A 26,684-nucleotide genomic window follows, 5' to 3' on the forward strand; every position below is an offset into this window, starting at 1 on the left:
ATAATAATAGACTCTAATAGATGATCGCTACCGCCCTTACATGCAACCTGAACCTGATGTCGCATTCGTTCACGAACGGTCGCGATAACCTTTCGCAAGAACGCTGTCGATGTACCCCGCTCATGAACGTGTTGAGCCGTCGCTCGTCAATTGCTTGGGCCCGGCAATCAACCAGGCCACAAGTCCCAGCAGTGGCACAAAGATCAATACCGCAACCCACATGCAGCGGCTGTTCACGTTAGCCCCGCTCTTGAGGACGCTTTTGATAGCCCACAACTCCAGCAGCAGTACAACAATTGCAAGTGCGACCCAAATGTATTCGATTTGCATGCTCAACCTCCCAAGTAGTCCTGCTTTAGGGGGCTGATGCGCATGAGGGTTCACTAAATTTCATCCCTGATGCTTGCTCAGAGGATGAATCGGTCTGTTGCGTTGCGGCGCTCGTTATCGTCACGCATGTCGTAACTGACCGTGGTTGCAATGTTGGCGTGGTGCGCCAACTTTTGGGCAATGGAGACGTCGTATTCTTCAATCACCCGCGTAATAAAGGAGCGACGGAAGTCGTGGGGCATGATGTTGACCCCTACTTGCTTACCGCGCTGTTTGGCAATGTAGTAGATCGCGTGCTTGGTAATCCGCTCGCGGGTGATGTGGTTGCCCCGGCGAATGCGATTGAACAAAAAGTCGTCGTCATCCACACCTTCCGGCAGGTGTGCGCGACGAAACGCCAGCCATGCTTCGAGTTTTTCAAACGCCCACGCCGGCGCGAATTTGATCAACTCCTTGTTCCCCTTGCCCATCACTTGCAAGCTGCGCTCGGCCACATTGATCTGGCTCAGTTCAAGGTTCACGGACTCCGATTTGCGCATCCCTGAGCCGTACAAAATGGCGATGATCGCTGCGTCACGTAACCCTTGCGGTCGCGGATCGGCGGCGCAAACGTCCATCAGTTCCCGAATCAACGTGCGGCGCAAGTTACGCCCCTTGCTCAGGCGTGTGCCCCCGCCCGCCTTCACTGCCCGGATTTTCAGCAGATGATCCTGCGTGATCAGGCTCTGTTGCCACGCCTGATTCATCACCCCGCGGATGGCATTCACGTACAGCGAAGAGGTGTTCGGCGCGTAGCCATCGGCGCGCAACGCAGCGACCAGTGCGGTAATGTGCCCAGGCTGCAATTGGTGCCAGGGAAACTCGTCGATGGTGACGTCTTCAACGCCCAAACGGTCCGCCGCATCTTGCAGCACATAGCGCATGGTTTGCCGGCTGGACGGGGCAAGACGTTCAAGGTAGAGCACCACGGGCGCTTGAACATCATTCAGGGGGCTGACGTTAACCAACGGTGTTACGGGTTCGGAAGTCGACAAAACCAATCTCGATACGGTTTGAAACAAGCCCGCAATATACCGCATTGACAGGGTTTTTCTGACACCGGGTCTCGTCGCTTAAAATCCTCGCGCCAACAGGACTGCCACACCCAGCAACATAAAGGCGGTCGCTCTTTGCAACAGACGTTGCCGCGCCGGGCTTTGCAGGATCCGGCGAATGCGCTGTCCGAAGTAGCAATACAGGCACCCGCTGGCAAACTGCAGCAACAAAAAGGCTAACCCGAGGGCGGCCACGTCCAGCATTCGGGTCTCGCCCCCCTGCCCCGCAAATTGCGGAAACACCGCACTGAACATGACGATGGTTTTCGGGTTCGAGAAGCCTGTCAGCAGGCCCTTGCCGAAACGGTCCGCAAACCCGCTGGCCAAGGGTGTACGCGCGTCCTGTAAAGAAATGCCGGTACTGGTCCACTGCCGATAGGCCAGATACAGCAAATAGGCGACGCCGATGTATTGAATCGCGCGACTGATTAGCACATTGCCTTTAACCAGTTCTGCAAAGCCCACAGCAAAAATCAGTATCGATACCAGATACGCGGCACTGGCGCCCAACTGCACCGGCATCGAGCGCTTGAGCCCCTCCTGCATGCCAAAGCCCATCAACAACAGGGTCATGGGGCCGGGACTGAAGGTCATGGTCGCGCAAAATACCAAAAAATACGCGAATGAAGCGTAGGTCAACTGAGTAGCCATAAAACGTCTTGCCCCCCTGATCACATCGCCCGAACGTGCGCGGGCGGCCAGGCAGTGTGTGCAATCACCCCTCCGGAGGACAGGTAAAGGCAGGTCAAACTTCACCGGTCTTTACTGGTAGCATGACCGGCAAAGTTTGAGGTGGTCATGCCTATTTCCCCTATCGCGTTTCAACCCGGCACCCCCAAGGTGCAGCAAATCGTTAACGCACTGACCCAAGCCATCGATGAGGGATTGCTAGCCCCCGGCAGCAAGTTACCCTCGGTGCGCGAAATGACACTGGTGTTGGGCGTCAGCAAATTCACCCTGATCGAGGCGCTGGACCGCCTGCGCGGCCAAGCTCGCATCACGTCCAGTCAGGGCCTCGGGTACTTTGTAGCGCCTGCGCCAATCACTGCGACTGCCGAGCCGGTTGACCTGTTACCCAAAGACCTGACCAGCGTGCTGCGGCGGTCCCTGATCGGCGCCAGCGCGGCCTTGCGACCCGGCGGCGGGCACTTGCCCGAACACTGGCTCGACTCCAGCACGCTGCGTGCCAGTGTGCGCGCGGTCAGCCGCTCCCCGCTGCTGCGGTTAACCGGCTACGGCGACCCGGCGGGTTACCTGCCGCTGCGTCAGGCTTTGCAGCGAAAGCTCGCGGCACAGGGGCTGGACGTGGCGCTGGAACAGATCATTACCACCAGCAATACGGTACAGGCGCTGGACATGGTGTTGCGCCTGCGCTTGCGGCCGGGGGCCACGGTGTTGCTGGACACGCCCTGCTATTTCAACTTCCACGCTAACCTGGCGCTGCACGGGGCGCGTGTCGTAACGCTGGAGCGCACCGCCCAAGGGCTGGACTTGCAGGCGCTGGAGACACTGCTAAAAGAGCAACGCCCCAGCGTTTACCTGACGACCAGCGTACTGCAAAACCCCACGGGGCATTCGTTTACACCCGCTCAGGCCCACGGGCTGCTGGAACTGACCAAACGCTACAACTGCCACATCATCGAAGATGACCTGTATGGCGATCTGCATCCCGAACCGCCGCCGCGCTTGTCGACATTGGCGGGGCTGGAACATGTGACGTACCTCGGCGGCTTCTCCAAAATCCTCAGCGCCAATTTGCGGGTCAGCTTCGTGGTGACCTCACCGCAAATGGCCGCCAACCTCTCCCACATGAAGTTGATGTGCGGCGGCATTACCTGCGAAATGCTGGAGCAGACGCTGTGTTCGATGCTCACCGATGGCAGTTACCACAAACACCGCAAACGTATGCTGCAAGGGCTAATGAGCGCCGGTGCACGGGTGACGGCAGGGTTGCAGCAGGCGGGGATGAGCATAAGCGTGCCGTATGCGGGCGGGCTGTTTATCTGGGCCACGTTGCCGCCCGGTCAGGATGCCGAAATGCTGGCTCAGGCCGGGCTCAAGCAAGACTTGGTGCTCGCCCCCGGAACGTTGTTCGGCTATGGGCCGCAACTGGCACGCTGCCTGCGCTTCAACGTGGCCCATACCGACGACTCGCGGGTCATGGCCATCCTGAACGCGCTGTTGCTCAACGCAGGTTAAGCGGGTCCACCAACCCTGCGGCGATCACCATGCCCACCAGGTCAGGCAAATGGTCAGCCCGCATGCGCTTCATCACCCGTGACCGATACAGATCGATGGTCTTGACGCTCACCGCCAGCAACTCGGCGATTTCACGGGTCGTGTAGCCCTTGACCAAAGGCATCAACACATCCCGTTCCCTGGGGGTCAGGCTGTTCAGGCGCGCGTGCACATCGCTCAGTGCTTGACCGGCGACCTGTTGCGGGACGCGGCCACTCAACGCTTGCTGCACGCTGTCGAGCAGCAACTGCTGGTTGTACGGTTTCTCGATGAAATCATGGGCGCCCGCCTTGAAGGCCCGCACCACAATCGGTACGTCAGCATGGCCGCTGACAAAAATCACGGGCATCGTGATGCCACGCTTCTGAAGGGCTTGTTGCACATGCAGTCCGCCCATGGACGGCATGCGCACATCCAGCAACACGCATGCGTTCAGATGCGGGTCGCAGGCCTGCAAAAACGCGTGCCCGCTGGTGAACGGCAGCGCGTGCAGGCCGACCGATTCCAGCAGCCAAACGGTGGAATCGAGCATGCCCTGATCGTCATCGACCACATACACCATGGGCTGCATTGAAGTTGTCATGACTCAGTCACTCTCTTGTTGTTGTTCGGGTGGATGGGCTGCCCCCATCAACGGCAAGGTGCAACACATCAGCAAGCCGTGCGGTTGCGGGTGGGCTTCAAGCTCCCCGCCCAAGCCTTCGATGATGCTGCGACTCATGGACAAACCCAGTCCGAGGCCGTCGGCCTTACTGGTGTAAAACGGGGTAAAGAGTTGATGTAACTGCGCCTGACTGACCCCCGGCCCCTCATCAAGCACGCTGATCTGCAAACGCGAGTTGCCCAGGGCCTGAGCCTGCAAGCGGATACGCGAGGGCTCAGCCGGGCGCTTTTCGCCATTGGCTTCGATCGCGTTACGCAACAGGTTGAGCAACACCTGTTCCAACAGCACCTGGTCGGCGAATACACGCGGCAAATGAGCCGGGATCTCTTGTTCAATCGTCACTCGCCGGGCATTGGCCTCCCAAGCACACAGGCTGACGGCCCGACGCATCACCTCACTGACGTCCAGTGCCTGCACGTTGCGGCGCCCTTTGCGCAGAAAGCTGCGCAACCGCGTGATGACTTCCGCTGCATGGTTGGCATGCAGGGTGATGCGCTCCAACCCCTGCGCGACCCGATCCACCGCTTGGGGGTTGCTGCTCAGGCTGTGCAAATACCGCTGACTGGCATTCGCGTAATTGACCACGGCGGCCAAGGGCTGGTTGATTTCGTGAGCGATCCCGGACGCCAGCTCGCCCAATGTCACCAAGCGTGCCGTATGCGCCATCTCGTCTTGATGCTGACGCTGCTGAGCTTCGCGCAACTCACGCTCGCGCATGTCACGGGCCACCAATGAAAAGAAGCGCTCCCCGGCCGTTGAACGGTGCGCCAGCAACAGCAGCGATACCGGCACGGAAGGCTGGTCATTCAAGGGCAGCAAACGCGTTTCCGTGCTCCACAGACCCTGTTGCTCAGCGCGGCCCCAACCGATTGCATCGAGTTGCGCCACGTCCTCACGGCTCAGGAAGGCGCTCAGTGCAGGCATCCCGGCCGAAGGCGCCAGCCCCAAAATACGCCGAGCCGCCGGGTTGAGGTAGGACACTCCGCCCTGCGGGTCGATGAACAGCACCGGGTCCGGGTTGGCCTCCACCACCTCCGCCAGCCGACGCTTGTTCTCTTCGGCCTGCACCCTGGCGGTAATGTCACGGGACACACTGACAACTTCCACCACCGCGCCGGTATAGGTTTCACGAATGGCCCGGCTCGCGGTTTCAAACCACAGGTAATGCCCGCACTGATGGCGAATGCGGTAAGTCATGGTGTAGTAACCGTCAACGTGCAGGGCATCCCGCGCCCGATGAATCACCTCTGACCAATCATCAGGATGAAACAGACGCTGCGCCCGTGTCCCGCGCAGGCTTTGCGGCCAGTAACCCAGCAGCGTCCACGAAGCTGGCGAGGCATCCAGAAAGCGCCCGTCGGGGGTATGACGTGAAATCAGGTCGGTGGTGTTTTCGGTAATCAACCGGTACAGACGCCTCGCTTTGGCGGCCTCACGTTCGGCCATCCATTCCTGGCTGGCTTCACGGCCTCGGGCCAGCACCCACTGGCCGTCCACGTCCGGAATCAACGTCCACAGCCACACCTGATCCTGGTATTGCGCTTCCACGTGTTCAATGGCCCGTTGTTGTTGCAGACACGCGCGCACCAGCTCCGGCAGATTGCCGGGCAGCCAGGCACGCACCTGCTCACGGGTCGCACCGGCCAGCACAACCTCCAACGCCGGATTGACCCTCAGCGGCGCGCCCTCGGCATCAAGGATCACAGAAGGGTGCGGATCGTGGTGCATCAGCGTCGCTGGCATGGGATTCCCTGAAAACGTCTATATAGAACAACTACTATATTGCTTAGGTATTACTTCCATATCAAACCCGGAGTGGGCTATAAATCGTGCCGGACATCAACTGACCTTCTCGCCACCGGCAGAGCGGGCAGCCATAGAGCTAACAATCAGCCACCGGAATGACCATCATGTCGATTTTTGAGCAAGGCCTCGGGCCTGCCGCTGTCAATCATACTGCCCTCTCCCCGCTCGGCTTCATCGAACGCACCGCCAGCGTCTATCCCCACTACCCGGCCGTGATCCACGGTTCGATTCGGCGCACCTGGTCACAAACGTACAACCGTTGCCGACGCTTGGCGTGTGCCTTGGCCGGGCGCGGTATCGGCAAGAACGATACCGTGGCCGTGATGCTGCCCAATATTCCCGCGATGCTCGAAGCCCACTTCGCCGTGCCCATGATCGGTGCCGTGCTCAATGCACTGAATGTCCGCCTCGACGCGGAGGCCATCGCCTTCATGCTGGCCCATGGCGAAGCCAAGGTACTGATCGCCGACCGGGAGTTTCATGACGTGGTGCATGCTGCGCTGGCCATGCTCGACCACCCGCCATTGGTCATTGACGTGGATGACCCGGAATACGGCGAAGGCCAGCCAGTCAGTGCGCTGGATTACGAAGCGCTGCTGGCCGAGGGCGATCCGGATTACGCCTGGCAATGGCCCGATAACGAGTGGGACGCCATCGCCCTCAACTACACCTCCGGCACCACAGGCAACCCCAAGGGCGTGGTGTATCACCATCGCGGCGCGTATTTGAGCTCGCTGGGCAACCAAATGATCTGGGCCATGGGCAATCACCCGGTGTACCTGTGGACGTTGCCAATGTTCCACTGCAACGGCTGGTGTTACCCGTGGGTGATTACGGCACTGGCGGGCGTGCATGTGTTCCTGCGCCGAGTGGACCCGCAAAAAATCCTCACTCTGATACGCGAACACCAAGTCACCCACCTGAGCGGCGCACCCATCGTGCTCAACGCACTGGTGAACATGCCGGAATCGGCCAAGGCCGCCATTGATCATCCCGTGCACGCGCTGGTGGCCGGTGCGGCGCCGCCCGCTAAAGTGATTGGCGCCGTGGAAGAAATGGGCATCAAAGTCACCCACGTCTACGGACTGACGGAAGTCTATGGGCCGGTGACCATCTGCGCCTGGCATGACACCTGGGATGAGCAGCCACTGGCCGAGCGGGCCCAGATCAAATCGCGTCAGGGCGTGCGCTACCCGACCCTTGAAGGGCTGATGGTGGCGGACCCGAAAACCCTTAAACCGACGCCGCGCGATGGCGAAACCATGGGTGAGATCTTCATGCGCGGCAACACCGTCATGAAGGGCTACCTGAAAAACCCCAGTGCCACGGCCGAAGCCTTTGAAGGCGGCTGGTTTCATACCGGCGACCTGGCGGTGTGCCACCCGGACGGCTATGTTGAGATCCGCGACCGCCTGAAGGACATCATCATTTCCGGGGGTGAAAACATCTCCACCATCGAAGTCGAAGGCGTGTTGTATCGCCATCCCGGTGTCATGGAAGCCGCCGTCGTGGCCCGCCCGGATGAAAAATGGGGCGAAACCCCGTGTGCATTTATCACCCTCAAGGCCGATCATGGCCATGTGCGCGAAGCGGACATCATGGGCTTTTGCCGTGAACATCTGGCGGGGTTCAAGGTGCCGCGCACCGTCATCTTCACCCTGTTGCCGAAGACGTCCACGGGTAAAGTCCAGAAGTACGTGCTGCGTGACATGGCCAAAGCCCTTTAATCCGGCGCAGATCGCTTCCCATCCATGAGCTGCAATGAGGTTTTGTGATGCCTGAATTCAATGCTCCACTGCGCGACATGCGCTTTGTACTGCACGAAGTGTTCGAAGCCCCCGCGCTGTGGGCGCGCCTGCCCGCGCTGGCCGACCATGTCGATGCCGACACCGCTGACGCCATTCTTGAAGAAGCCGCCAAAGTGACTGGCCAACTGATTGCGCCGCTCAACCGCAGCGGCGACGAAGAAGGCGCTCAATGGCAAGCTACCACCGTCACCACCCCAAGCGGGTTCAAGGCGGCCTACACCACGTACATTGAAGGCGGCTGGGTGGGATTGTCCGGCAACCCTGAATTCGGCGGCATGGGCATGCCCAAAATGCTCGCCGTGCAATTTGAAGAAATGCTCTATGCGGCCAACTCCAGCTTTGCGCTGTATTCGGCGCTCAGCTCCGGCGCCTGCCTGGCGATTGATGCCCACGCGACTCACGCGCTGAAAAGCACCTACCTGCCGCCGATGTATGAAGGCCGCTGGGCGGGCTCCATGTGCCTGACCGAAGCCCATGCGGGAACCGACCTGGGCATTATCCGCACCCGCGCCGAGCCGCAGGCCGATGGCAGCTTCCTCATCACTGGCAGCAAGATCTTCATCACCGGCGGCGAGCAGGACCTGACCGAGAACATCATTCATCTGGTGCTGGCCAAGTTGCCGGATGCACCGCCGGGGCCCAAGGGGATATCGCTGTTTCTGGTGCCCAAGCGCCGGGTCAATGCGGACGGCAGTCTGGGCGCTGCCAACGCCGTGACCTGCGGTTCTATCGAACACAAAATGGGCATCAAGGCCTCGGCCACCTGCGTGATGAATTTCGACGGCGCCTGCGGCTGGTTGATCGGGGAAGCCAACAAAGGTCTGGCCGCGATGTTCACCATGATGAACTACGAGCGCCTGTCGATAGGCATTCAAGGCATCGGCTGTGCCGAAACGTCTTATCAGAATGCCCGTACCTACGCCCGCGAGCGCCTGCAAAGTCGCGCCCCCACGGGCAAAGTGGCGCCTGACAAAGTGGCCGACCCGATCATCGTCCACCCGGACGTGCGCCGCATGCTGCTAAGCATGAAAGCCATGACCGAAGGCGGCCGGGCATTCGCCAGCTATGTCGGTCAACAACTGGACCTGTCGAAGTTTTCGGACGACCCGCAGGAACAGGAGCAAGCCAACGCAATGGTGGCGTTGCTCACCCCAGTTGCCAAAGCCTTTTTCACGGACACTGGGCTCGACAGTTGCGTACTCGGGCAGCAAGTGTTCGGTGGGCACGGGTATATCCGTGAATGGGGGCAGGAACAATTAGTGCGCGACGTGCGGATTGCACAAATATATGAGGGCACCAACGGCATTCAGGCGCTGGACTTGCTCGGGCGCAAAGTGGTTGCCAACGGCGGCGCAGCCTTGCGGTTGTTTACGCGTCAGATTCGGCAATTCGCCAGCCTGCCCGGTAAGCCCTATGCCCGCGAACTGCTCGACGCCGTGCAGCGCCTTGAAGACGTAACTGATTGGCTGTTGACCCGGGCCGCGAGTAACCCTAATGAAATCGGCGCAGCGTCGGTGGAGTATCTGCACCTGTTCGGTTACGTGGCCTACGCCTGGCTGTGGGCGCGTATGGCCGACGTGGCCCAGTCGTCCATGGACGCCGACCCGCCGTTCTACACCGCCAAGCTGGCAACGGCGCGGTTTTACTTCACCCGCTTGCTGCCACGCATCCTGAGCCTGGAGCAATCGATTCGCGCGGGCAGCGAACCGTTGTTTGAGCTGGACGCGGCCAGTTTTTAAGCAAAAAAACGGCGGCCTGTTCAGGGCCGCCGTCAGCGCATCACTGACTCAATTCATCCAGATACAGCACCTCACGGTGCTCAACCAAATCGGCCGCAGCAGCGACCATTTTCTGGTAGTGATCGGTTGTTTGGTGAAAATCAATTGCAGCCTGATCCTTCCAGCCCTCCATGAACACAAACCGTTGCGGATCTGCGCGGTCGACGTGCAAGTGATAGAACAGACAGCCTGGCTCCTTGCGTGACGCCGGTACGCAAGCCAGCAGCGCTTTTTTCAGGGCGTCACCCTTGCCTGGCTTGGCACACAGGATGGCAACCACTTTGATGGCGTTGGACATATCGGCTCCGTGGGCACTCATTGCGCGTGCTGAGCGGTGCTCAACCTCTTCAGTTCGATGACGATTTTATCTTTGACCTTCAACCGCTTGTCCTTGAGCAGGATTAACGTGTCATCGGAAGTGCCGATGGCCTCGTTTTTTTCGGCTTCAACCACGTGTTGATCCGCTTCAATGTACTTATGGATCAGCGCTGCAAGGTGAGGATCCTCGGCACTCAACTTGTTCAATTCATGCTTGGTGATGCCCAAGTCCAAAGCCAAATCATGTTTTACCGGCATATCTGCACCTCATTAACGTTGCGGTGGCGAACGCAGAGTCACGGCGTAACCCTGCACCTCAGCTGTCATGCCCCCTAAGCAATAGCACGCTCTGGCCCACTCAGAAAGCCGCGCGTACACATTCGTGCGCGGGATCAATGCTATTGACCCGTGGCAAACAGCCGCCAAGGCTCGGTATCACGCGAGATCACCGCCGTTGGTGACGTAGAAAACTGGCGAGCCTCATCCGTCGGCCATGCGCGGCAACTGCGCAATAATGAGTCATACATCCTGAGCAATCACGTCTATCTGCCACGTTAAGCCTGACTATTCTTGTCGTGTTACATCACAAACAACCTGCAAGAGAGTCAGACATGCAAGCAATAAAAGGACAAGGATTGTCCGCTCTGAAAGTTTCACTGGTTTTAGCGTTAAGTGTGCTGAGTCATCCCTACGCATTTGCCACTTCTGCTTCCTCGACACCCAACACTATCAATAGTGAACCGATTGATCCGGCGCAACTGCATCTACTTGAGGGTGTAGAGTACGCAAGTGTTAGCCAATTGAATGACAAATACACACTGCAAGGGCTTACATCGGTATCTGTGGTGAACTACTTGCTGAATCGTATTGAACGCTTGGATAAAAACGGCCCCGCCATTAATTCAATTATTGAACTGAACCCCGATGCACTGACAATTGCCGCTCAAAGGGATCAGGAACGCAGCCTTGGCCAGGTGCGGGGCCCGCTGCACGGCGTCCCGGTTCTACTCAAAGACAATATTCAGACGGCCGATTCCATGCAGACCAGCGCAGGTTCGCTGGCACTGGTCGGGCAACCCGCCGCTGACGATGCCTTCATCGTCCAGCGCTTGCGTGACGCCGGCGCCATTGTTTTGGGCAAGACCAACCTGAGCGAGTGGGCCGGCTTTCGCGACCCGGCGATACCCAGCGGCTGGAGCGCACGGGGCGGACAAACCAAAAATCCGCATCAACTGACGGCTGACCCGTGCGGCTCAAGCACCGGCTCAGCGGCCGCAGCCGCGGCGGGCTTCGCTCCGCTGACCGTAGGGACCGAGACCAACGGCTCGATTCATTGCCCCTCGTTCATGAATGGCGTGGTCGGCCTGAAACCGAGCCTGGGCCTCTTAAGCCGAAGCGGAATCATCACCGTCTCAAAAAACCAGGACACCCCCGGCCCCATCACCCGCACGGTGCGTGACGCCGCGCTGTTACTCAATGCGATGACCGGGAACGACCCCACCGATAGCCTGCAACACGCGCGTGTACCTGAGTCCGTCGATTACACCGCGCGGCTCAGTGCCGACGCGTTACGCGGCAAGCGGATCGGCTTTCCCGCCAGTTACGATCCAGTGAGCGCAGACGCATCCCAAGACCCCAACTTTGCACGCGCCCTGCAAGTGCTCAGGGACGCGGGAGCCGAACTGGTACCGGTGGCAGAGCCCAGCTACGAGACGTCGGCCTATATGGAGCACTATCAGGCGTTACTGTTCATGGACTTGAACCGTGAAGCCCCCAACTGGTTCAGTTCCCGTCAAGGCATGCCCGTGCATTCACTTGAAGAACTGGTCACGTTCAATCAATCGACACCCGGTAACCCCGCCTACGGACAAGACACCATCACCGCATTCCTCAACACACCGTATAACGAGGATGACTACAACACCCTGTGGTCTGACCTGCACAGCCGCAGCCAGGCGCAGATAGATCAATTGCTGACTGAGCATTCACTGGATGCGTTGGTGGACAGTGCTGACGGTTTTGTGCCCTCCATCGTGCCGGTTGCGGGCTACCCCGGTATCACGGTGCCTTCAGGCGCTGACGCTCAGGGCACGCTCAAAGGGCTGTACTTTTACGGCCCGCGCTGGAGCGAAGCGCTCTTGCTTGGCCTTGCTTACAGCTACGAACAGGCAGCCCAAGCGCGCCTGACGCCTGCTTTCTCATCCTGAAGCAGCGCAAACCCGCATCCTGTGAATGTGCAGGCGGTTCATGACGCGCACGATTGAATCACCTGACACGCTGGAGAAACACAGCGCCAGCCTCCACCTATCGGCTGGCGCTTCCCCCCCTGCTTTGAACCCTTGCGCGACACAACCCGGCGCGCTAGACGCCTCAATACAGCGCACAAATGTCAATTTAATGACTGAAATGCATTGCGCAGCATTTTATTGACGAAAGTTGTTTTAAATCATGAGCAAAGCAGAATTCCCGGTGATAGGATGCAAACTTTTCCGGCGTGCTTGAAAGGTCTTAAGAACCTTAATGCACGAATTAATTACAGGGATGTGTACGAATAATCGTCTACGCTAAATACAACAGCTACGCCATTTGTTTGACGCCAAAGTGTGTTCACGCATGTCAATCCTCCGTAAGAGGGGTAGGCCGTTGTTTTAACGAAAGTGCGCACTTTGAATTCGTACGTATACATGGGGGACGTTTCGCTTGGCTCTAATTACGTTGGCCATCCGGGGCTTACTGGATCAACAAATAGTGTTGCGTACAGGCGGGCTCTATTGGGCCACTGTCGATCAGGCACCTGACGCTAAAATTCTGACACGCCAATTCATCGAGGCACTCCCGCTTCAAAGCCCTGCGACGTTAATTTCCTGCGCCAATACCCCGCAAAGCATCATCAGCGATCTCGCGCCTGACCGCGGCCCGACCAAACTCAAGTTATTCGAGATTGCGCAAAACGAGGTCGAGCAGGCCCTGGCCACCTTGACCCGCGACTTGAACCGCGCCGCAATCAGCCCGGCGTGCCAGATTGTGTTGGTCGCGCCCGCCAGCAGTTGGGGCAAAAAAATCTCTGCTCATCGCCTGGGTCAATGGCTCAAGCGCCTGCGTGCCTGGCTTATGGAGCGTCAGGCCACGTTATTGGTCATCACCCATGGCGACGCGCTGGCGCTGCACACTGAACTGCTGCAGTTCAACGAAACCCTGTCCGGCCTTAGCCGCCTGTATCGGCACAACGGAGAAATCCGTTATCAACTGCATTTTTGGCATAACCAGTTAGGGGTCAGCGCCGGGCAAGAATTCAAGCTGTCCGTGGACAGTCAGTGCTTCACGCTGATTCCGCAGACCACGGTCGATACCCAGCCTCGCGTGGCGGACGATCAGCATGTCTACCTGGCAGAGCGCGCTGTGCTTGAAGGTTCACCCTCGCTGTCCAGGCACTGGTATTTGTTTGAAAGCCGCCAGGCTTTACTGGAAGAAGCGCAATCCGCGCGTGCCGCCACCGTTATCGTGGCGATCGACAACAGCCACCAACTGCTGGAGCTGGCGCAACAACTGCACGACCTGCGGGAAAAGTGCGGCCCTGAGCTCAAGATCGTGGTGCGCGAAATGGAACCGGCTGTGCGTTATCGCGACGAGCGCCTGCTGTTGGCCTGCGGCGCCAACTTGATTGTGCCGGAAGGCACCGTGCTGTCGCGCTTTTTGAGCATGATCGAAAGTGTTCAGGGTCAGCGCTGGCAATACAGCCAAAACAGTGACTTCGAAACGTTGCTGGAGCGTCAGCGTCCGCCACAGGTCCGCGGCTTGGTCAGCCCCCGCGTGTTCTATGAAACCGTGGAGCAGATCTACACCGACAGCTCGGGGGAAGTCACCCATCAACTGATCAAGTTTGTGCCGGTGCCAGGCCTGGCCCCCGAGCTCTTTTTGAATCAAATGTGCCTGCGCCGATTCGGTGACATTGCCTGCCTGCTCAACGGTGAACTGTTCCTGTTCCTGTTCGCCTGCCGCGCTGATGGGCTGGACCCGGCGCTGGGCAATATTTGCCGGTTGCCCTGGCGGGATTTGTTCAATCAGCGGCATGTGCTGTCCGGCATGACCGACTTGCCTGAAGAACCCTTCCTGCGCAGCGCCGAGTTACCCGAGGGCTTATCGATCCCCACTGAGCATGCCGTGCTGGCGGCGCCGGTGGCACTCAGCCATCCCCCGTTGGTTGCCCAACGCATCACGTTGCCCCTGAGCGAGCCTGCGCCATGACCTTTCTTGAGTTACTGGAAGTCATTCTTCTGACCAGTGTGGTCACGGTGGTACTGACCCTGTTGTCGCGGCGCTTTCGGCTGCGTCTGAAAATCTACTTTGAGCAGTACCTGCGTCCCCGCTACCTGAAATCGCGCGGCGTACGACGCCGTGAACCTGCCCGTTCGTCATCGAGAGCGCCTGATGAGTCTGTTTAAGTCATCCCCTGCCCCCGCCAGTATTTCCGGAAAGTGGAAAGGACTTGGGCTCTGGAACCTCTATTTCCTGGCCAAGTTTCTGTTGGCCTGGACGGGCCACCTCAACCTGCAGGTGATGCCTAACCTGATCTTCGCGCTGGTGTTACTGATACCCCTCGCGCACCCGCTGCTGCGTCGGGTGCGTACGCTGATCGCCATCCCGGTGGCTGTGGCGTTGCTGTATCAGGACACCTGGTTCCCGCCCTTTAGCCGCTTGCTGGCGCAACCCGGCGTGCTCGATTTCTCGGTGGACTACATCGTCGAACTGCTCGGGCGTTTCATCGACTGGCAAGTCTGCGCCCTGCTGTTGCTGTTGATCATCGGCTACGCCTTCCTCAACCAGTGGCTGCGCCTGACCACCTTCACCCTGCTCGGGTTGTGCTGGTTGAGTGTTGGCAACCTACAAGCGTTGTTGCCGCAAACCCTGCAAACCACTGACACACCAGTGGCCAGCGCTTCGCCGGGCGTGGCCACGCCTGCGGTGGTCAGCAGCGAGCCGGACGACGCCACGCTTAACGCTTACCTGGAAAAGTTCTACCAGACCGAAGCCCAGCGCAAAGTCGACTTCACCAAGCCTGCTGTCGAGCCGCCACCGTTTGACCTGCTGGTGCTGAACATTTGCTCGCTGGCGTGGGACGACCTGGATGAAGTGGGCATGCGCAACAACCCGCTGCTCAACCAGATGGACGTGATTTTCGACAACTTCAACTCGGCCACCGCCTACAGCGGCCCTGCGGCGATTCGTTTGCTGCGCGCCAGCTGCGGCCAGGTGTCCCATACCCAGCTGTATAAAGCCACACCCGACCAGTGCCTGCTCTTCGAGGACCTGCGCAAGCTGGGTTTCACCAATGAGCTGATGCTCAACCACACCGGGGAGTTCGACGGCTTCTTGCAAGAAGTCCGCGATCAGGGTCATTTACCCCCGCCTGCCTTGGGTGCCTCGCCGGGCGTGCCCCGCGCTTACGTGAGCTTCGATGGCTCGCCGATCTGGCGCGACCGCGATGTGCTGAGCAAATGGTGGAAACACCGACTGGAGCAAAACACGCCCCACGCCGCGCTGTTTTACAACACCACCACCTTGCACGACGGCAACCGCCTGGTCACCGCGGATGGTGGCACCCAGCGCGCGGATTACAGCAGCCGCGCACAAGTACTGCTCGATGACCTGGACGCCTTCATTAACGAGCTGAAGAAAAGCGGACGCCGCGTGGTGGTCATGGTCGTGCCCGAACACGGTGCCGCCCTGCATGGCGACCGCATGCAGATCTCCGGCATGCGTGAAATCCCCAGTGATTCGATCACCCACGTGCCGGTGGGCATCAAGCTGATCAACATGGGCGACGATAACCAGACCTCGCCGGTGCACGTCACCCAGCCGAGCAGTTATCTGGCGATTGCCGAGATCATTGCCCGCCTGTACGCCGACCCTGCCCTGAGCGAAGGCCAGCGCATCGATTGGTCCAAGGTACTGGCCGATTTGCCGCAAACCGCAAAAGTGTCTGAAAACTCGGGGACAGTTGTACTCGATTACAACGGCAAGCCCTATGTGCGTATCAAGGAGAACGGCGGATGGCTGCCCTACCCACAGCGTTTCAAATAAGTGCCGACGTCCTCGCGCGCAACGAGCGTGCCGATGACATTGCCCGGCTCAAATCGATGATGGACTTGCCTGATCTGCGCTATGTGGACGTCTCTGCACAAATGGAGTTAATGCAGTCGCTGGAGCGCTGGCCATTGCTGGCCCATCTGGAAACGCAGCGCAAGGCACAACCTGGCGTTGCGCCGCTCGATCTGCACAAGCGCGTGGAGCAAACGCCATGATCGCCGCCAGCTTGCGCGGGATACGCGGCGGCGTTGGCACCAGCGCCACCCTCGCAGCCCTGGCCTATGCGCTGCATGCCATGGAGCAAAAAGTGCTGGTGGTGGACATGTGCCCGGAAAACACCCTCGGGCTGCATTTCAATCTGGACCTGGCGCCCCCTGAAGGCTGGGCGCGCGCCACACTCGACCAGCAACCCTGGAACGCGTCTGCCTGGCAAGTCAGCGAAGGGCTGTGCGTGTTGCCCTACGGGCACGTGACAGCCACCGAACAGGTTCAGCTGGAGGCCTGGCTGCTGCAACACCCACAGGCGTGGCGCCAGCGTCAAGCCGCGTTGGGTGACGCCTTCGACTGGGTACTCTTCGACCTGCCGCAACGATTGCCGGGGCACGCCAGCAATCCGCAATGCGATTTTGCATTCAGCGTGCTCAACCCGGATGCCGCCTGTCATGTGCTGCTGCACACCCACCCCAAGGACAGCACGTGGTTGCTGGTCAACCACTTTGACCCTGGCAGTCAATTACAGCGCGACCTGACCCTGATCTGGCAAAACCATCACCATGCCTCATTGGTGCCCATCAACCTGCACAGCGATGAAGCCATGGGCGAAGCGTTGGCCTGCCGTGAACCGGTGGGCCGCTACGCGCCCGGCAGCTTGATCGCGCAAGACATCATCAGCTTCGCCAGTTGGTGTCTGGTGCGCGGGCGGAGGCTGGAATGATCGGTCAATGGTTTCCTTATACACGCCTGCGCCGTGATGAAAACTGCACGCGTGTGACCGCGTTGCTCCTGGCCGTGCTGCAAGCGCTGGGCTGGATATTCCTGCGCCTGGAATCACCCAACTGGCAAACCTTGCAGGCTCAGCACAAACGCTTGTACCCGCACCTGGCCAACAAGCGCCCGTCCATCGGCGATCCGTTGCGGTATGCGATTCAAACCGTGTGGCTGCTGTTCGTACGCCCGATTGACGAAAACCATGTGCGCCGTCAGCGCGCGCGACGTCGCTTCAGGACGCGCCTTTTCAACCTGCTCAGGGTTGTGCAACGGCCGTGGAACGCTCTGTCCGATGCGTTTGCGCGCCTGCCCACGACCTTCAGCCCCCAGCTGGATGAAGGGTCGCGCAAATGGGGCGCCATGCGCTGGAATACCCGCAAGGTGCTGTACATCGCTATCGGTATCGTGGCCTCGGTGCTGATTCTGATCTGCGTGACCGAGCCGTTCGATTACCTGGCCCAACTGGTGTTCGTCATCCTGCTGTGGGGCATCGCCATGCTGGTGCGGCGGATGCCGGGACGCTTTCCGACCCTACTGCTGATCGTGCTGTCGATCATCGTTTCCTGCCGTTACCTGTGGTGGCGCTACACCTCCACCCTGAACTGGAACGATGGGCTGGACTTGACCTGCGGCCTGATCTTGCTGGCGGCTGAAACCTACACGTGGCTGATTTTGATCCTGGGCTATGTGCAAACGTCCTGGCCGCTCAACCGCAAGCCCGCGCCGCTGCCAGCGGACACCCGCGAGTGGCCGGTAGTGGATCTGATGATCCCGACCTACAACGAAGAACTGTCGATCACCCGAGGCACGGTGTACGCGGCCATGGGCATCGACTGGCCCCGGGACAAACTGCGCATTCATCTGCTCGACGACGGCAATCGGCCCGAATTCAAAGCGTTTGCCGAAGAAGTGGGCATCCACTACATCGCCCGCGCCGACAATCGCCACGCCAAAGCCGGTAACTTGAACCATGCGCTGACGCTGACCGATGGCGAACTGGTAGCGATTTTTGACTGTGACCACATGCCTGCGCGCTCCTTCATGCAATTGACGGTCGGTTGGTTTCTGGCCGACCCCAAACTGGCGCTGGTCCAGACCCCGCACCACTTCCTGTCGCCAGACCCGTTCGAGCGCAACCTCGGCACCTTCCGCAACCGTCCCAATGAAGGGGAGTTGTTTTACGGGTTGATTCAGGACGGCAACGACATGTGGAACGCAGCGTTCTTCTGCGGCTCCTGTGCGATTTTGCGGCGTTCGGCGCTCGAAGAAATCGGCGGTTTTGCCGTCGAAACCGTGACCGAAGACGCCCACACGGCGCTGCGCCTGCACCGCAGGGGCTGGAACTCGGCCTACTTGCGCATCCCGCAAGCGGCCGGTCTGGCCACAGAAAGCCTGTCGGCGCATATCGGCCAGCGCATTCGCTGGGCGCGTGGCATGGTGCAGATCTTCCGCACCGACAACCCGCTGTTGGGTAAGGGCTTGAGCCTGTTCCAGCGCATCTGCTATGCCAACGCCATGATGCACTTTTTGTTGGGGCTGCCACGGCTGGTGTTCCTGACCGCGCCGCTGGCGTTTCTGTTGCTGCACGCCTACATCATCTATGCCCCGGCGTTGATGATCTTGCTGTACGTGTTGCCGCACATGATTCACGCCAGCCTGACCAACTCACGGATGCAAGGCGCCTATCGCCAAACCTTCTGGGGCGAGGTCTACGAAACGGTATTGGCCTGGTACATCGCGCGCCCGACCACCGTCGCCCTGTTCAGCCCGTCACGGGGCAAGTTCAACGTCACGGCCAAGGGCGGGATCATGGAAGAAAACCAGTTCGACTGGCACACCGCGCGGCCTTATCTGGTGCTCTCGGCCCTGAACATCCTGGGCCTGGGGTTTGCGGTGTGGCGGCTGTTCACCGGGCCCAAGGACGAAATCCTCACCATCATCGTCAGTGTGCTGTGGGTGATTTATAACCTGTTGATCATCGGGGCCGCCGTGGCCGTGGCCGCTGAAGTGCGCCAGGTGCGCCAGACCCACCGGGTACAGACCCGTTTGCCGGGCGCTATCCAGTTGAACGACGGTCACAGCTACCCCTGCCAATTGGTGGATTACTCCGATGGCGGCGCCGGGTTGCAACTCAACGACCCGCTGCAATTGCCGGTGGGCACGCCGGTGTCGCTGATCGTGCAGCGCGGCAACCGGGAATTCATGTTCCCCGCCAGCCTGACCCGCTCCAGCGGACTGTTCATGGGCTTGAGCCTTGCCACCCTGACGCCCCAGCAACGGGTGGAATTTGTGCAATGCACCTTCGGCCGGGCAGACGCCTGGCTTGATCACAACAGCGAATTCGAAGCTGACCGGCCAGTGCAGAGCCTGCGAGAGATTCTGACCCTCGGCGTGAAAGGCTATTACCGCCTTTACGAATACCTGCCGGCGTGGGTACGTCACATTGCACGACCGTTCATGCGAATTCTTCAGTGGCTGGGCAGCTTTTTGCCGCGCATGCCCAAAGCAACCACCCCTCTTAACTCCCGGCCAGTGAGTACATCATGAGTCGTCTATCCAAAAAGAATCTGTTGGCCAGCCTCGCGCTGATGACATTCACTTCACAGCTGGTCGCCGCCCAATTGGCCTTGCCCACGCCCCCTGCCGCCCCTTCGGCCGTGGTGCAAACCAGCGACCCGGCAACGCAGACCCTGCCGAGCTGGACGGTCACGCGCTCGTTCGAGCAACTGGGCCGCGCCAGTGACACGTTGCTGCTGGGGATCAACAGCTCCGAGCAGGTGGAGTTCAGCCTGCGCCGCGACCGGATCGCCACGGATGCGCGCCTGCAACTGCAATACACGCCTTCACCGTCGTTGATCCCGACCGTTTCCCATTTGCGGATCTACCTCAACGATGTGCTGGCGGGCGTTGTGCCCATCGAAAAAGACCAGCTTGGGCGTCAAACCACCCAGCAAGTCGCCCTGGACCCGCGCCTGATTGCCGACTTCAACCGCCTGCGCCTGGAGTTCGTGGGGCACTACACCGACATCTGTGAAGACCCGGCCAACAACACGCTGTGGATCAACATCAGCCGGGCCAGCGAGATCACGCTGCAAGAGCAGGCACTGAGCCTGAAAAACGACCTGGCGTTCTTCCCGCTGCCGTTTTTTGACCCGCGTAACTCCAACAAACTGGTGTTGCCGTTCGTGTTTGCCGACAACCCGACCCTCGGTGAGCAAAAGGCCGCCGCCATTTTGGCCTCCTACTTCGGCAGCCAGTCCAACTGGCGCGGCGCCGAATTCCCGGTGTTGTTCAACACCCTGCCCAGCGTGCAGAGCAAGGAAGCCACTCAACCGTCCATCGTGTTCGCCACCAACGATCACCGCCCGGCGTTCCTCAGCGATCTGGAGAAATACCCGGCGGTGCAAGCACCCGTGGTGCAACTGATCGACCACCCGGACGCGCCTTACAGCAAAATCCTGCTGGTCATGGGCCGCAACGAAGAAGACCTCGCCACCGCGGCCAAGGCCTTGGCACTGGGCGGGCAACTGCTGCGCGGGCAACGGGCGACCATCGACAAGGTCCAGACGCTGCAACCGCGCAAACCGTACGATGCCCCGGCCTGGATGCGCACCGACCGCCCGGTGCGTTTCGCCGAACTGATTACCTACCCTCAACAGCTGCAAGTCAGTGGCCTGCAACCGCGCCCCATCACCCTGGACGTGAACCTGCCACCGGACCTGTTCGTGTGGCGTAACCAGGGCATCCCGCTGCGCACGCAATACCGCTACACCGCGCCGTCGGCCAACGATGATTCGCGCCTGAACATCAGCCTCAATGATCAGTTCATCACCAGCCTGCCGTTGCTGGCCAAAGGCACCAGCAGCCTGGAAGAACTGCGCCTGGCGGTGCTGGCCAACGACTCGGCCAACGCCACTGACAAGCTGATTGTGCCTTCATTGAAAATCGGTGACCGCAACCGCCTGCGTTTCGATTTCAACTTCGCCAGCACCGTCGGCAGCGCCCAGCGTGACCGTTGCCAGACGATCTTGCCCGCCGACACCCAGGCGATCATTGACGAAGACTCCACCATCGACCTGTCCGGCTACCACCACTACATCAACATGCCGGACCTCAAGGCATTCGCGCGCAGCGGCTTCCCGTTCAGCCGCATGGCCGACATGTCCGAGTCGATCGTCGTGATCCCCAAGCAAACCACCCCGACCCTGGTCAGCACCCTGCTCGAATCGGTGGCAAGCATTTCGGCGCGCACGGGCTACCCGGCGTTTGCCCTGCGCTTGAGTGATGACTGGAACAGCGCTTCAAAAGAAGACGCCGACCTGTTACTGCTGGGCCAATTGGCACCCGATCTGCGCGACAACCCTGATATGAACCTGCTGTTGCAACGCCAGCACGACATGCTGGTGCAGCCTTACAACAACAGCGGCATCAAGGAAAGCAACCGCCGTGGCCCCAACGATGTCGACAACAACCAGCCGGCCAATCGCGTTGAAGTCAGCGCCCAGGCGCCGATCGCCGCCATCATGGGCATGCAGTCACCGCACCATAACCAGCGCAGCATCGTGGCGCTGCTGGGCAATGACGACGCCGATTACAGCCTGATCCGTGAAACCCTGGGCGATTCAGGCAAGCTCAACGCGGTCGCCGGTTCCGTCGCGCTGATCCGCAACAGCGGCGTTTACAGCCAGTTGGTGGGTGACACCTATTACGTCGGCAGCCTGCCGTGGTGGCTGTTGCTGTGGTATCAGCTGTCCGAACACCCCGTGTTGCTGGCCGCGCTGGCCGTCATCAGCATCCTGCTGACCGCGTTCCTGCTGTGGCGTGCCTTGCGCTGGGCAGCGGATCGTCGCCTGCACAAGGATGAATAAGGCATGAAAGCACTGGCGGCTGTGGTCATGACCTTGTCCCTCGGATTGCCCGCTGCAGCGAGCGCGGCCAGCTGTGCCTGGCCCGCCTGGGACAGTTACAAGGCGGCGATGATGAGCGCGGACGGGCGCATCATCGATCGCTCGTCCAAGAAACTGATCACCACCTCGGAGGGGCAAAGTTACGGGTTGTTTTTCGCCCTGTTGGCCAACGACAAACCCTCCTTTGAGCGCATCCTCGACTGGACCCGCAACAACCTGGCCGCGGGCGACCTGCAAGCCAACCTGCCCGCCTGGTTATGGGGGCGCTCGAAGGCGGGCAAGTGGCAAGTGCTGGACAGCAACAACGCCACCGACTCGGACCTGTGGATCGCCTACACCCTGCTTGAAGCCGGTCGCCTGTGGAATGAACCGGCCTACAGCGCGCTGGGGCAAAACATGCTCTGGCGCAGTGCCGCACAAACCGTACGCAAGCTGCCCAAGCTGGGGCTGATGATGTTGCCCGGCGACGTGGGATTCGATACCCCTGATGGCTGGCGGCTCAACCCCAGTTACACGCCGCCGCAGTTGATGGCGCGGTTTGCTCAGCTGTCGCCGGTGTGGGCCGAGTTGGCCACCAATCAGCAGCGTTTACTGGTTGAGGGCTCCCCCAAGGGGTTCGCCCCTGACTGGCTGGTCTGGAAGGCCGCCAGTGGCTGGGCACCGGACCCACAAAACGGCAGCGCCGGTGACTACGACGCGATACGGGTGTACCTGTGGGTCGGCATGCTGGCCGACGATGCCCCCGGGCGCCAGACCTTGCAGCAACATTTCGCGCCCATGGTCACGCTCACCCAAACCCTGGGCTATCCTCCCGAATCAGTGGATGCCGTGACCGGCAAATACACCGGTAAAGGGCCTGCGGGGTTTTCCGCTGCACTGCTGCCGTTGCTGGCCAGCGCTGATTCCCCTGCCTACGCGGTACAAAAACAGCGTTTGCAGCAGGAGCCCCTTGCCGCCGATGCGTATTACAACCAGTCACTGGCCTTGTTTGGCCAGGGTTGGGATGAACAGCGCTACCGCTTCGACAAACACGGACAGTTATTACCGGCCTGGACTGACGCATGCGAACAATAAAAACATGGGCATTTTTGCTCAGTGGCCTGTCCACCGCCGTCATGGCGCAACCCACCAGCGTTCAGGACCAGCAGCAATGGTTGCTGGAACAAGTGCGCATCGGCGAAGCCATGTACCGCGAAGACCTGGTACGTGATTCTTTGGCGCGTCTGGAGCTGATTGCCCCGGATAACCCGCAGGCATTGGTGGCGTCGATTCGTCAGGCGCTGCTGGAGAAAAAACCGGACGTGGCGCGTGAGCGGCTCGCGCACCTGCAACAGGTCGCGCCCGACTCCGCCGCCCTGCGACAAGCGCAAAGCCTGATGAAGCTGCAAGACCCGCAGAACCAGAAGGCGCTGCAAGAAGCGCGCTTGCTGGCGGCTGCCGGACGTCCTGAAGAGTCCAGCGCGGTGTTTGAACGCCTGTTTGGCGATGCGCCCCCGGATTTCGCCACCGCGCTCGAATACCTGCGCATTCGCAGCAATATCCCCGGCCAGCGGCCCAAGGTGATTGACCAACTGCGCACCCTGGACAGCCAGTACCCCGGTAACGCCGGTCTGCGCCAGACCCTGGTTGATCTGCTGTTCAGGGAAAACCGTCCCGCCGAAGCCCTGGCGGTGCTCAATCAACTCGCCAGCGACCCGCAAGCCAGCAATGCGGCAGCGGACCGCGAGTTCGAGTACCTGAAAAGCTTGCCGGTCGAAAGCAAAACCGTGCAGGCCTGGCAAGCATTTGTGAAGCGCTACCCGGCTTCACCGAATGCCGTGGCAGCCAACAACCTCTTGCTCACGCAACAACGTCTGTTGGCCGACCCGGCCTGGGTGGCGGGTGCGCAAGGCAAGCAGATGATCGAACAACAGCGTTCACCGGTGGTGGCAGAAGGCTTGTTGCGCAGGGCCATCAGCCGTTACCCCGAAGATCCTAGCCTGTATGGCGCGCTGGGCTTGGCGCTGCTGCGCCAGAGCCGTTACGAAGAGGCCAATGCCACCTTCGTCAAAGCGCGCAGCAAAGAGCAAGACACGTCATACATGAGCCAGTGGCAAGACCTGATGGACGCCAGCCACTATTTGATGCTGCTCAGTCAGGGCGACAAGGCGCTGGATCGCAAAGACTACCCCTCCGCGCGCCGCGCATTTGAACAAGCGCGTAAAGCCAGACCCCGGGATGCCGATGCCTTGATCGGGCTGGCCGCGGTCGCCCGTGGTGAGCTCAATGACATTCAGGCTGAAGCGCTGCTGCTCCAAGCGCGCAAACTTGAGCCCGGTAACGGCAGCGCCATTCGGGCGCTGGTGCGGTTGTACAGCGCGCAATCCCCGGACAAGGCCAAGGCCTTTCTCAACAGCTTGCCCGCCTCCAGCCAGCAGGAATTCGCCGGGTTGCGTCGCGGCTTTGAGCTCGATGAGCTGAACCAGCAAGCCGATGCGGCCACTGCCCGCCAAGACTGGCCGAGCGTGGTGGCCCTCTTGAGCAAAATCCGCACCCTGACCCCGGACGAGCCGTGGCTCACCTACCGGCTGGCCAACGCGCAACGGGAGATCAACCAGCCCGGTGCGGCGGACGACAGCTTCAAGCAACTGATGCGCCGCCAGGGGCAAAACCCCGAAGCGTTGTATGCCTATGGGTTGTACCTGTCGAGCACAGACCGTGATGCCAGCGCACTGAAGGTGCTGGAACAGCTGCCGCGCGAGCGCTGGAGTGATCCGATGCGCGAACTGGGCACCCGGCTGCAACGCAACCTGTTGGTGGCCCGCGCGCAGAGCCTGCGCGACGCAGGTCAGGAACCTGAAGCCATCGCGCTGCTGATGCAACAGCCTGATACCGACGACCTGCTGACCGTGGCGCGTTGGGCCAGCGAGCGTGGCGACTACAACCAGGCCGGCACTCTCTACAACCAGGTGCTGCAACAGGACCCGGACAATGCAAGCGCACGCTTGGGCCAAATCGAATCACTGATCAGTGCCGGTCAGCTGCCAGCGGCGCGCCAGCAACTGACCCAATTCAAACCGGTCGCGGGCACCGAGCTGAGTGCGTCCGAGCAACGGCGCCTGGCCAATGCCTGGTCGCAAGTGGGCGAGCCGGAAAAAGCCAGCGCCCTGTTCACCGAGCTGCTCAAAAATCCGCAGGCAGAGCCCGTGGTCTACCGCGACGCGGCGCGCCTGATCTCGACGAAAGAGCCACAACAGGCCCTGGACTACTACGCCAAAGGCATGGCGGGCGCCGGGTTAATAACCCCCGAGCAAGCCAGCCCCCGCGACGACCGCGCCATGACCCTGGCCAGTCGGGCCAAGGACAATGACGAATGGCTGCCCAGCAGCCTGCGCAGTGACGTCGATGAGCTTTACCAACGCCAGAACCCGACCGTGCACCTGTACACCGATTACGGCTGGCGCTCCGACAATGCCTCCAAAGGCACGTCCGATACCGACACCCAAACCACCATCCTGCAACTCGATTTGCCGGTGGTGGATGGCACGGGTTGGCTGCGGGCCGAGCAACTGGACATGGATGCAGGCAAGTTCACGACCGATGATGACGGTCTGGTGCGTGAAGACTACGGCACCTGCTCCGTCGGCGTGGTCGCCAAAGGCACTTCTGAACCTGTGTTCTCGGGTTGCGAAAACCACTCGCAATCGGCGCGCGGAACGACGCTGGCCACCGGCTGGAAAAATGAAACCTGGGAAATTGACGTGGGCCGCACGCCGGACACCTTCAAAGTGCCCAACTGGCTGGGCGGCGTGTCGTACAGCAACAAGATTGGACAGGTGGGCTATACGCTGACCGGTTCGCGTCGGCCCCTGAGCAACTCGATTCTGTCCTACAGCGGCGCGACCGACCGCAACACCGGCGTGACCTGGGGTGGCGTGACCTCCAACGGCGTAACACTGGGGCTCAGCCACGATGAAGGCGGCGTGGACGGGGTCTGGGCCAGCCTGGGGCAACACTGGTTGCGCGGCAAAAACGTGGCCGACAACCACAAAAGCACCGCCATGGCCGGTTATTACTACCGGTTGCGTGACAGCGCCGATGAACGCATGCGCACCGGCCTGACCCTGATGTACTGGAGTTACGATCAGGATTTGAGCGAATACACCCTGGGTCAGGGCGGGTATTACAGCCCGCAGCAGTACTACTCGATTGGCGTGCCGCTCAACTATGCCTTCCGCACCGCGAACTGGTCGGTGTCGCTGGAAACCTCGGTCAGTTGGTCGCACTCCAAGACCGACGGTAATGACCTTTACCCGCTCAACGGTTTGAACTCCAAACTGTTGAGTGCGCTGGATCAGGCGGGCTATGAACTGGCCGAGCCACTGGGCAAAACAGCGTCCAGTACCAGCAACGGGATCGGCTACAAGGTGCAGGGGCTGGTGGAGCGCCGGTTGAGTGACAACCTGGTGTTGGGGGCAGGCGTGCTTTACCAGCACAGCGACGATTACGCGCCGAGCCGCGCATTGATGTACCTGCGTTATACCTTCGACCCGTGGCAAGGCAACCTACCACTTCCGGTGGAACCGCTGATTCCTTACGCGGACTTCAGATAAAAAAACGCGCCGCCTGCCCCGGCGATGCCCTGTAACAGGGGCATCATCGGGGCAGGCGGCGCGTCGTTGTACAGC

20 protein-coding genes are annotated in these 26,684 nt (G+C 60.4%); 13 read left to right on the plus strand and 7 right to left on the minus strand.

Annotation, left to right across the window (positions count from 1 at the left end; all coding sequences use genetic code 11):
• Positions 1–120: 120 nt before the first annotated feature.
• The 3 genes from IF654_RS11875 to IF654_RS11885 all read right to left on the minus strand — a co-directional run bounded on the left by IF654_RS11875 (position 121) and on the right by IF654_RS11885 (position 2,075).
• The gene (locus tag IF654_RS11875) at positions 121–330 is read right to left on the minus strand and encodes a PLDc N-terminal domain-containing protein (RefSeq protein ID WP_047274598.1); all 210 of its coding nucleotides are present in this window, start codon (positions 328–330) and stop codon (positions 121–123) included.
• Positions 331–407: 77 nt separating this feature from the next.
• Positions 408–1,253, minus strand: coding sequence for a site-specific integrase (locus tag IF654_RS11880; RefSeq protein WP_047276792.1), 846 nt, complete (start codon positions 1,251–1,253; stop codon positions 408–410).
• Positions 1,254–1,442: 189 nt separating this feature from the next.
• A complete protein-coding gene (locus tag IF654_RS11885; RefSeq protein ID WP_094987620.1) occupies positions 1,443–2,075 on the minus strand; it encodes a LysE family translocator in 633 nt (210 codons plus the stop codon).
• Between the two features lie 147 nt (positions 2,076–2,222).
• On the opposite strand from IF654_RS11885, the gene IF654_RS11890 reads away from it, so the two are divergent.
• Positions 2,223–3,623: an aminotransferase-like domain-containing protein gene (locus tag IF654_RS11890; RefSeq protein ID WP_094987621.1), complete on the plus strand. Its 1,401-nt coding sequence runs from the start codon at positions 2,223–2,225 to the stop codon at positions 3,621–3,623.
• Here the strand turns inward: IF654_RS11890 and IF654_RS11895 are convergent.
• The gene (locus tag IF654_RS11895; RefSeq protein WP_094987622.1) at positions 3,610–4,245 is read right to left on the minus strand and encodes a response regulator transcription factor; all 636 of its coding nucleotides are present in this window, start codon (positions 4,243–4,245) and stop codon (positions 3,610–3,612) included. The two genes, IF654_RS11890 and IF654_RS11895, sit on opposite strands and share 14 nt — an antisense overlap.
• A 3-nt stretch (positions 4,246–4,248) precedes the next feature.
• Entirely contained in the window at positions 4,249–6,069 is a 1,821-nt protein-coding gene (locus tag IF654_RS11900; protein ID WP_094987623.1) for a PAS domain S-box protein, read from the minus strand.
• Positions 6,070–6,236: 167 nt separating this feature from the next.
• Between IF654_RS11900 and IF654_RS11905 the strand changes: the two genes are divergently transcribed.
• Together IF654_RS11905 and IF654_RS11910 are read left to right on the plus strand one after the other, a co-directional pair.
• A complete protein-coding gene (locus tag IF654_RS11905; RefSeq protein WP_047274639.1) occupies positions 6,237–7,859 on the plus strand; it encodes an acyl-CoA synthetase in 1,623 nt (540 codons plus the stop codon).
• Between the two features lie 47 nt (positions 7,860–7,906).
• Positions 7,907–9,679 carry an acyl-CoA dehydrogenase C-terminal domain-containing protein gene (locus tag IF654_RS11910; protein WP_194862435.1) on the plus strand — a complete coding sequence of 591 codons (1,773 nt, stop codon included), beginning with the start codon at positions 7,907–7,909 and terminating at the stop codon, positions 9,677–9,679.
• 40 nt (positions 9,680–9,719) lie between these two features.
• On the opposite strand, the gene IF654_RS11915 is transcribed toward IF654_RS11910, so the two are convergent.
• Together IF654_RS11915 and IF654_RS11920 are read right to left on the minus strand one after the other, a co-directional pair.
• Positions 9,720–10,016 (minus strand): putative quinol monooxygenase, encoded by a 297-nt coding sequence (locus tag IF654_RS11915; protein ID WP_047274604.1) that lies wholly within the window; start codon positions 10,014–10,016, stop codon positions 9,720–9,722.
• Between the two features lie 17 nt (positions 10,017–10,033).
• Positions 10,034–10,294 (minus strand): hypothetical protein, encoded by a 261-nt coding sequence (locus IF654_RS11920; protein WP_047274605.1) that lies wholly within the window; start codon positions 10,292–10,294, stop codon positions 10,034–10,036.
• A 587-nt stretch (positions 10,295–10,881) separates the two neighbouring features.
• Between IF654_RS11920 and IF654_RS11925 the strand changes: the two genes are divergently transcribed.
• From IF654_RS11925 to bcsC, 10 genes are all read left to right on the plus strand, one after another.
• Positions 10,882–12,243 (plus strand): amidase family protein, encoded by a 1,362-nt coding sequence (locus IF654_RS11925; protein ID WP_230683804.1) that lies wholly within the window; start codon positions 10,882–10,884, stop codon positions 12,241–12,243.
• Between the two features lie 493 nt (positions 12,244–12,736).
• The gene (gene bcsE / locus IF654_RS11930) at positions 12,737–14,281 is read left to right on the plus strand and encodes a cellulose biosynthesis protein BcsE (protein ID WP_194862434.1); all 1,545 of its coding nucleotides are present in this window, start codon (positions 12,737–12,739) and stop codon (positions 14,279–14,281) included.
• Positions 14,278–14,478 carry a cellulose biosynthesis protein BcsF gene (gene bcsF / locus IF654_RS11935; protein WP_047276774.1) on the plus strand — a complete coding sequence of 67 codons (201 nt, stop codon included), beginning with the start codon at positions 14,278–14,280 and terminating at the stop codon, positions 14,476–14,478. Before bcsE ends, bcsF begins: the two co-directional genes overlap by 4 nt.
• Positions 14,465–16,117, plus strand: a complete 1,653-nt coding sequence (gene bcsG, locus IF654_RS11940) for a cellulose biosynthesis protein BcsG (protein ID WP_194862433.1) — start codon at positions 14,465–14,467, stop codon at positions 16,115–16,117. The genes bcsF and bcsG overlap by 14 nt, the downstream gene beginning before the upstream one ends.
• On the plus strand, positions 16,087–16,338 hold the full coding sequence (gene bcsR, locus IF654_RS11945; protein WP_047276769.1) for a cellulose biosynthesis protein BcsR: 252 nt from the start codon (positions 16,087–16,089) through the stop codon (positions 16,336–16,338). The genes bcsG and bcsR overlap by 31 nt, the downstream gene beginning before the upstream one ends.
• On the plus strand, positions 16,335–17,057 hold the full coding sequence (gene bcsQ, locus IF654_RS11950; protein WP_194862432.1) for a cellulose biosynthesis protein BcsQ: 723 nt from the start codon (positions 16,335–16,337) through the stop codon (positions 17,055–17,057). The genes bcsR and bcsQ overlap by 4 nt, the downstream gene beginning before the upstream one ends.
• Positions 17,054–19,657 (plus strand): UDP-forming cellulose synthase catalytic subunit, encoded by a 2,604-nt coding sequence (gene bcsA / locus IF654_RS11955; RefSeq protein ID WP_194862431.1) that lies wholly within the window; start codon positions 17,054–17,056, stop codon positions 19,655–19,657. Before bcsQ ends, bcsA begins: the two co-directional genes overlap by 4 nt.
• Positions 19,654–21,978 carry a cellulose biosynthesis cyclic di-GMP-binding regulatory protein BcsB gene (gene bcsB, locus IF654_RS11960; RefSeq protein WP_094987628.1) on the plus strand — a complete coding sequence of 775 codons (2,325 nt, stop codon included), beginning with the start codon at positions 19,654–19,656 and terminating at the stop codon, positions 21,976–21,978. The genes bcsA and bcsB overlap by 4 nt, the downstream gene beginning before the upstream one ends.
• 3 nt (positions 21,979–21,981) lie before the next feature.
• A complete protein-coding gene (gene bcsZ / locus IF654_RS11965) occupies positions 21,982–23,091 on the plus strand; it encodes a cellulose synthase complex periplasmic endoglucanase BcsZ (RefSeq protein WP_095022747.1) in 1,110 nt (369 codons plus the stop codon).
• Positions 23,079–26,609: a cellulose synthase complex outer membrane protein BcsC gene (gene bcsC / locus IF654_RS11970; protein WP_194862430.1), complete on the plus strand. Its 3,531-nt coding sequence runs from the start codon at positions 23,079–23,081 to the stop codon at positions 26,607–26,609. Before bcsZ ends, bcsC begins: the two co-directional genes overlap by 13 nt.
• Positions 26,610–26,684: the final 75 nt, after the last annotated feature.

This window comes from Pseudomonas lundensis (genome assembly GCF_015377145.2).
Classification (GTDB): domain Bacteria; phylum Pseudomonadota; class Gammaproteobacteria; order Pseudomonadales; family Pseudomonadaceae; genus Aquipseudomonas; species Aquipseudomonas lundensis.

Coding starts and splice junctions, on each gene's coding strand:
- IF654_RS11880 (WP_047276792.1), bottom strand. CDS start 1,253: ATGCGCTATGTGCTGCAAGATGCGGCGGACCGTTTGGGCGTTGAAGAC.
- bcsC (WP_194862430.1), top strand. CDS start 23,079: ATGCGAACAATAAAAACATGGGCATTTTTGCTCAGTGGCCTGTCCACC.
- IF654_RS11920 (WP_047274605.1), bottom strand. CDS start 10,294: ATGCCGGTAAAACATGATTTGGCTTTGGACTTGGGCATCACCAAGCAT.
- IF654_RS11910 (WP_194862435.1), top strand. CDS start 7,907: ATGCCTGAATTCAATGCTCCACTGCGCGACATGCGCTTTGTACTGCAC.
- bcsB (WP_094987628.1), top strand. CDS start 19,654: ATGAGTCGTCTATCCAAAAAGAATCTGTTGGCCAGCCTCGCGCTGATG.
- bcsQ (WP_194862432.1), top strand. CDS start 16,335: ATGATCGCCGCCAGCTTGCGCGGGATACGCGGCGGCGTTGGCACCAGC.
- IF654_RS11890 (WP_094987621.1), top strand. CDS start 2,223: ATGCCTATTTCCCCTATCGCGTTTCAACCCGGCACCCCCAAGGTGCAG.
- IF654_RS11895 (WP_094987622.1), bottom strand. CDS start 4,245: ATGACAACTTCAATGCAGCCCATGGTGTATGTGGTCGATGACGATCAG.
- IF654_RS11875 (WP_047274598.1), bottom strand. CDS start 330: ATGCAAATCGAATACATTTGGGTCGCACTTGCAATTGTTGTACTGCTG.
- bcsA (WP_194862431.1), top strand. CDS start 17,054: ATGATCGGTCAATGGTTTCCTTATACACGCCTGCGCCGTGATGAAAAC.
- bcsR (WP_047276769.1), top strand. CDS start 16,087: ATGGCTGCCCTACCCACAGCGTTTCAAATAAGTGCCGACGTCCTCGCG.
- IF654_RS11915 (WP_047274604.1), bottom strand. CDS start 10,016: ATGTCCAACGCCATCAAAGTGGTTGCCATCCTGTGTGCCAAGCCAGGC.
- IF654_RS11905 (WP_047274639.1), top strand. CDS start 6,237: ATGTCGATTTTTGAGCAAGGCCTCGGGCCTGCCGCTGTCAATCATACT.
- IF654_RS11885 (WP_094987620.1), bottom strand. CDS start 2,075: ATGGCTACTCAGTTGACCTACGCTTCATTCGCGTATTTTTTGGTATTT.
- bcsF (WP_047276774.1), top strand. CDS start 14,278: ATGACCTTTCTTGAGTTACTGGAAGTCATTCTTCTGACCAGTGTGGTC.
- IF654_RS11900 (WP_094987623.1), bottom strand. CDS start 6,069: ATGCCAGCGACGCTGATGCACCACGATCCGCACCCTTCTGTGATCCTT.
- bcsZ (WP_095022747.1), top strand. CDS start 21,982: ATGAAAGCACTGGCGGCTGTGGTCATGACCTTGTCCCTCGGATTGCCC.
- bcsG (WP_194862433.1), top strand. CDS start 14,465: ATGAGTCTGTTTAAGTCATCCCCTGCCCCCGCCAGTATTTCCGGAAAG.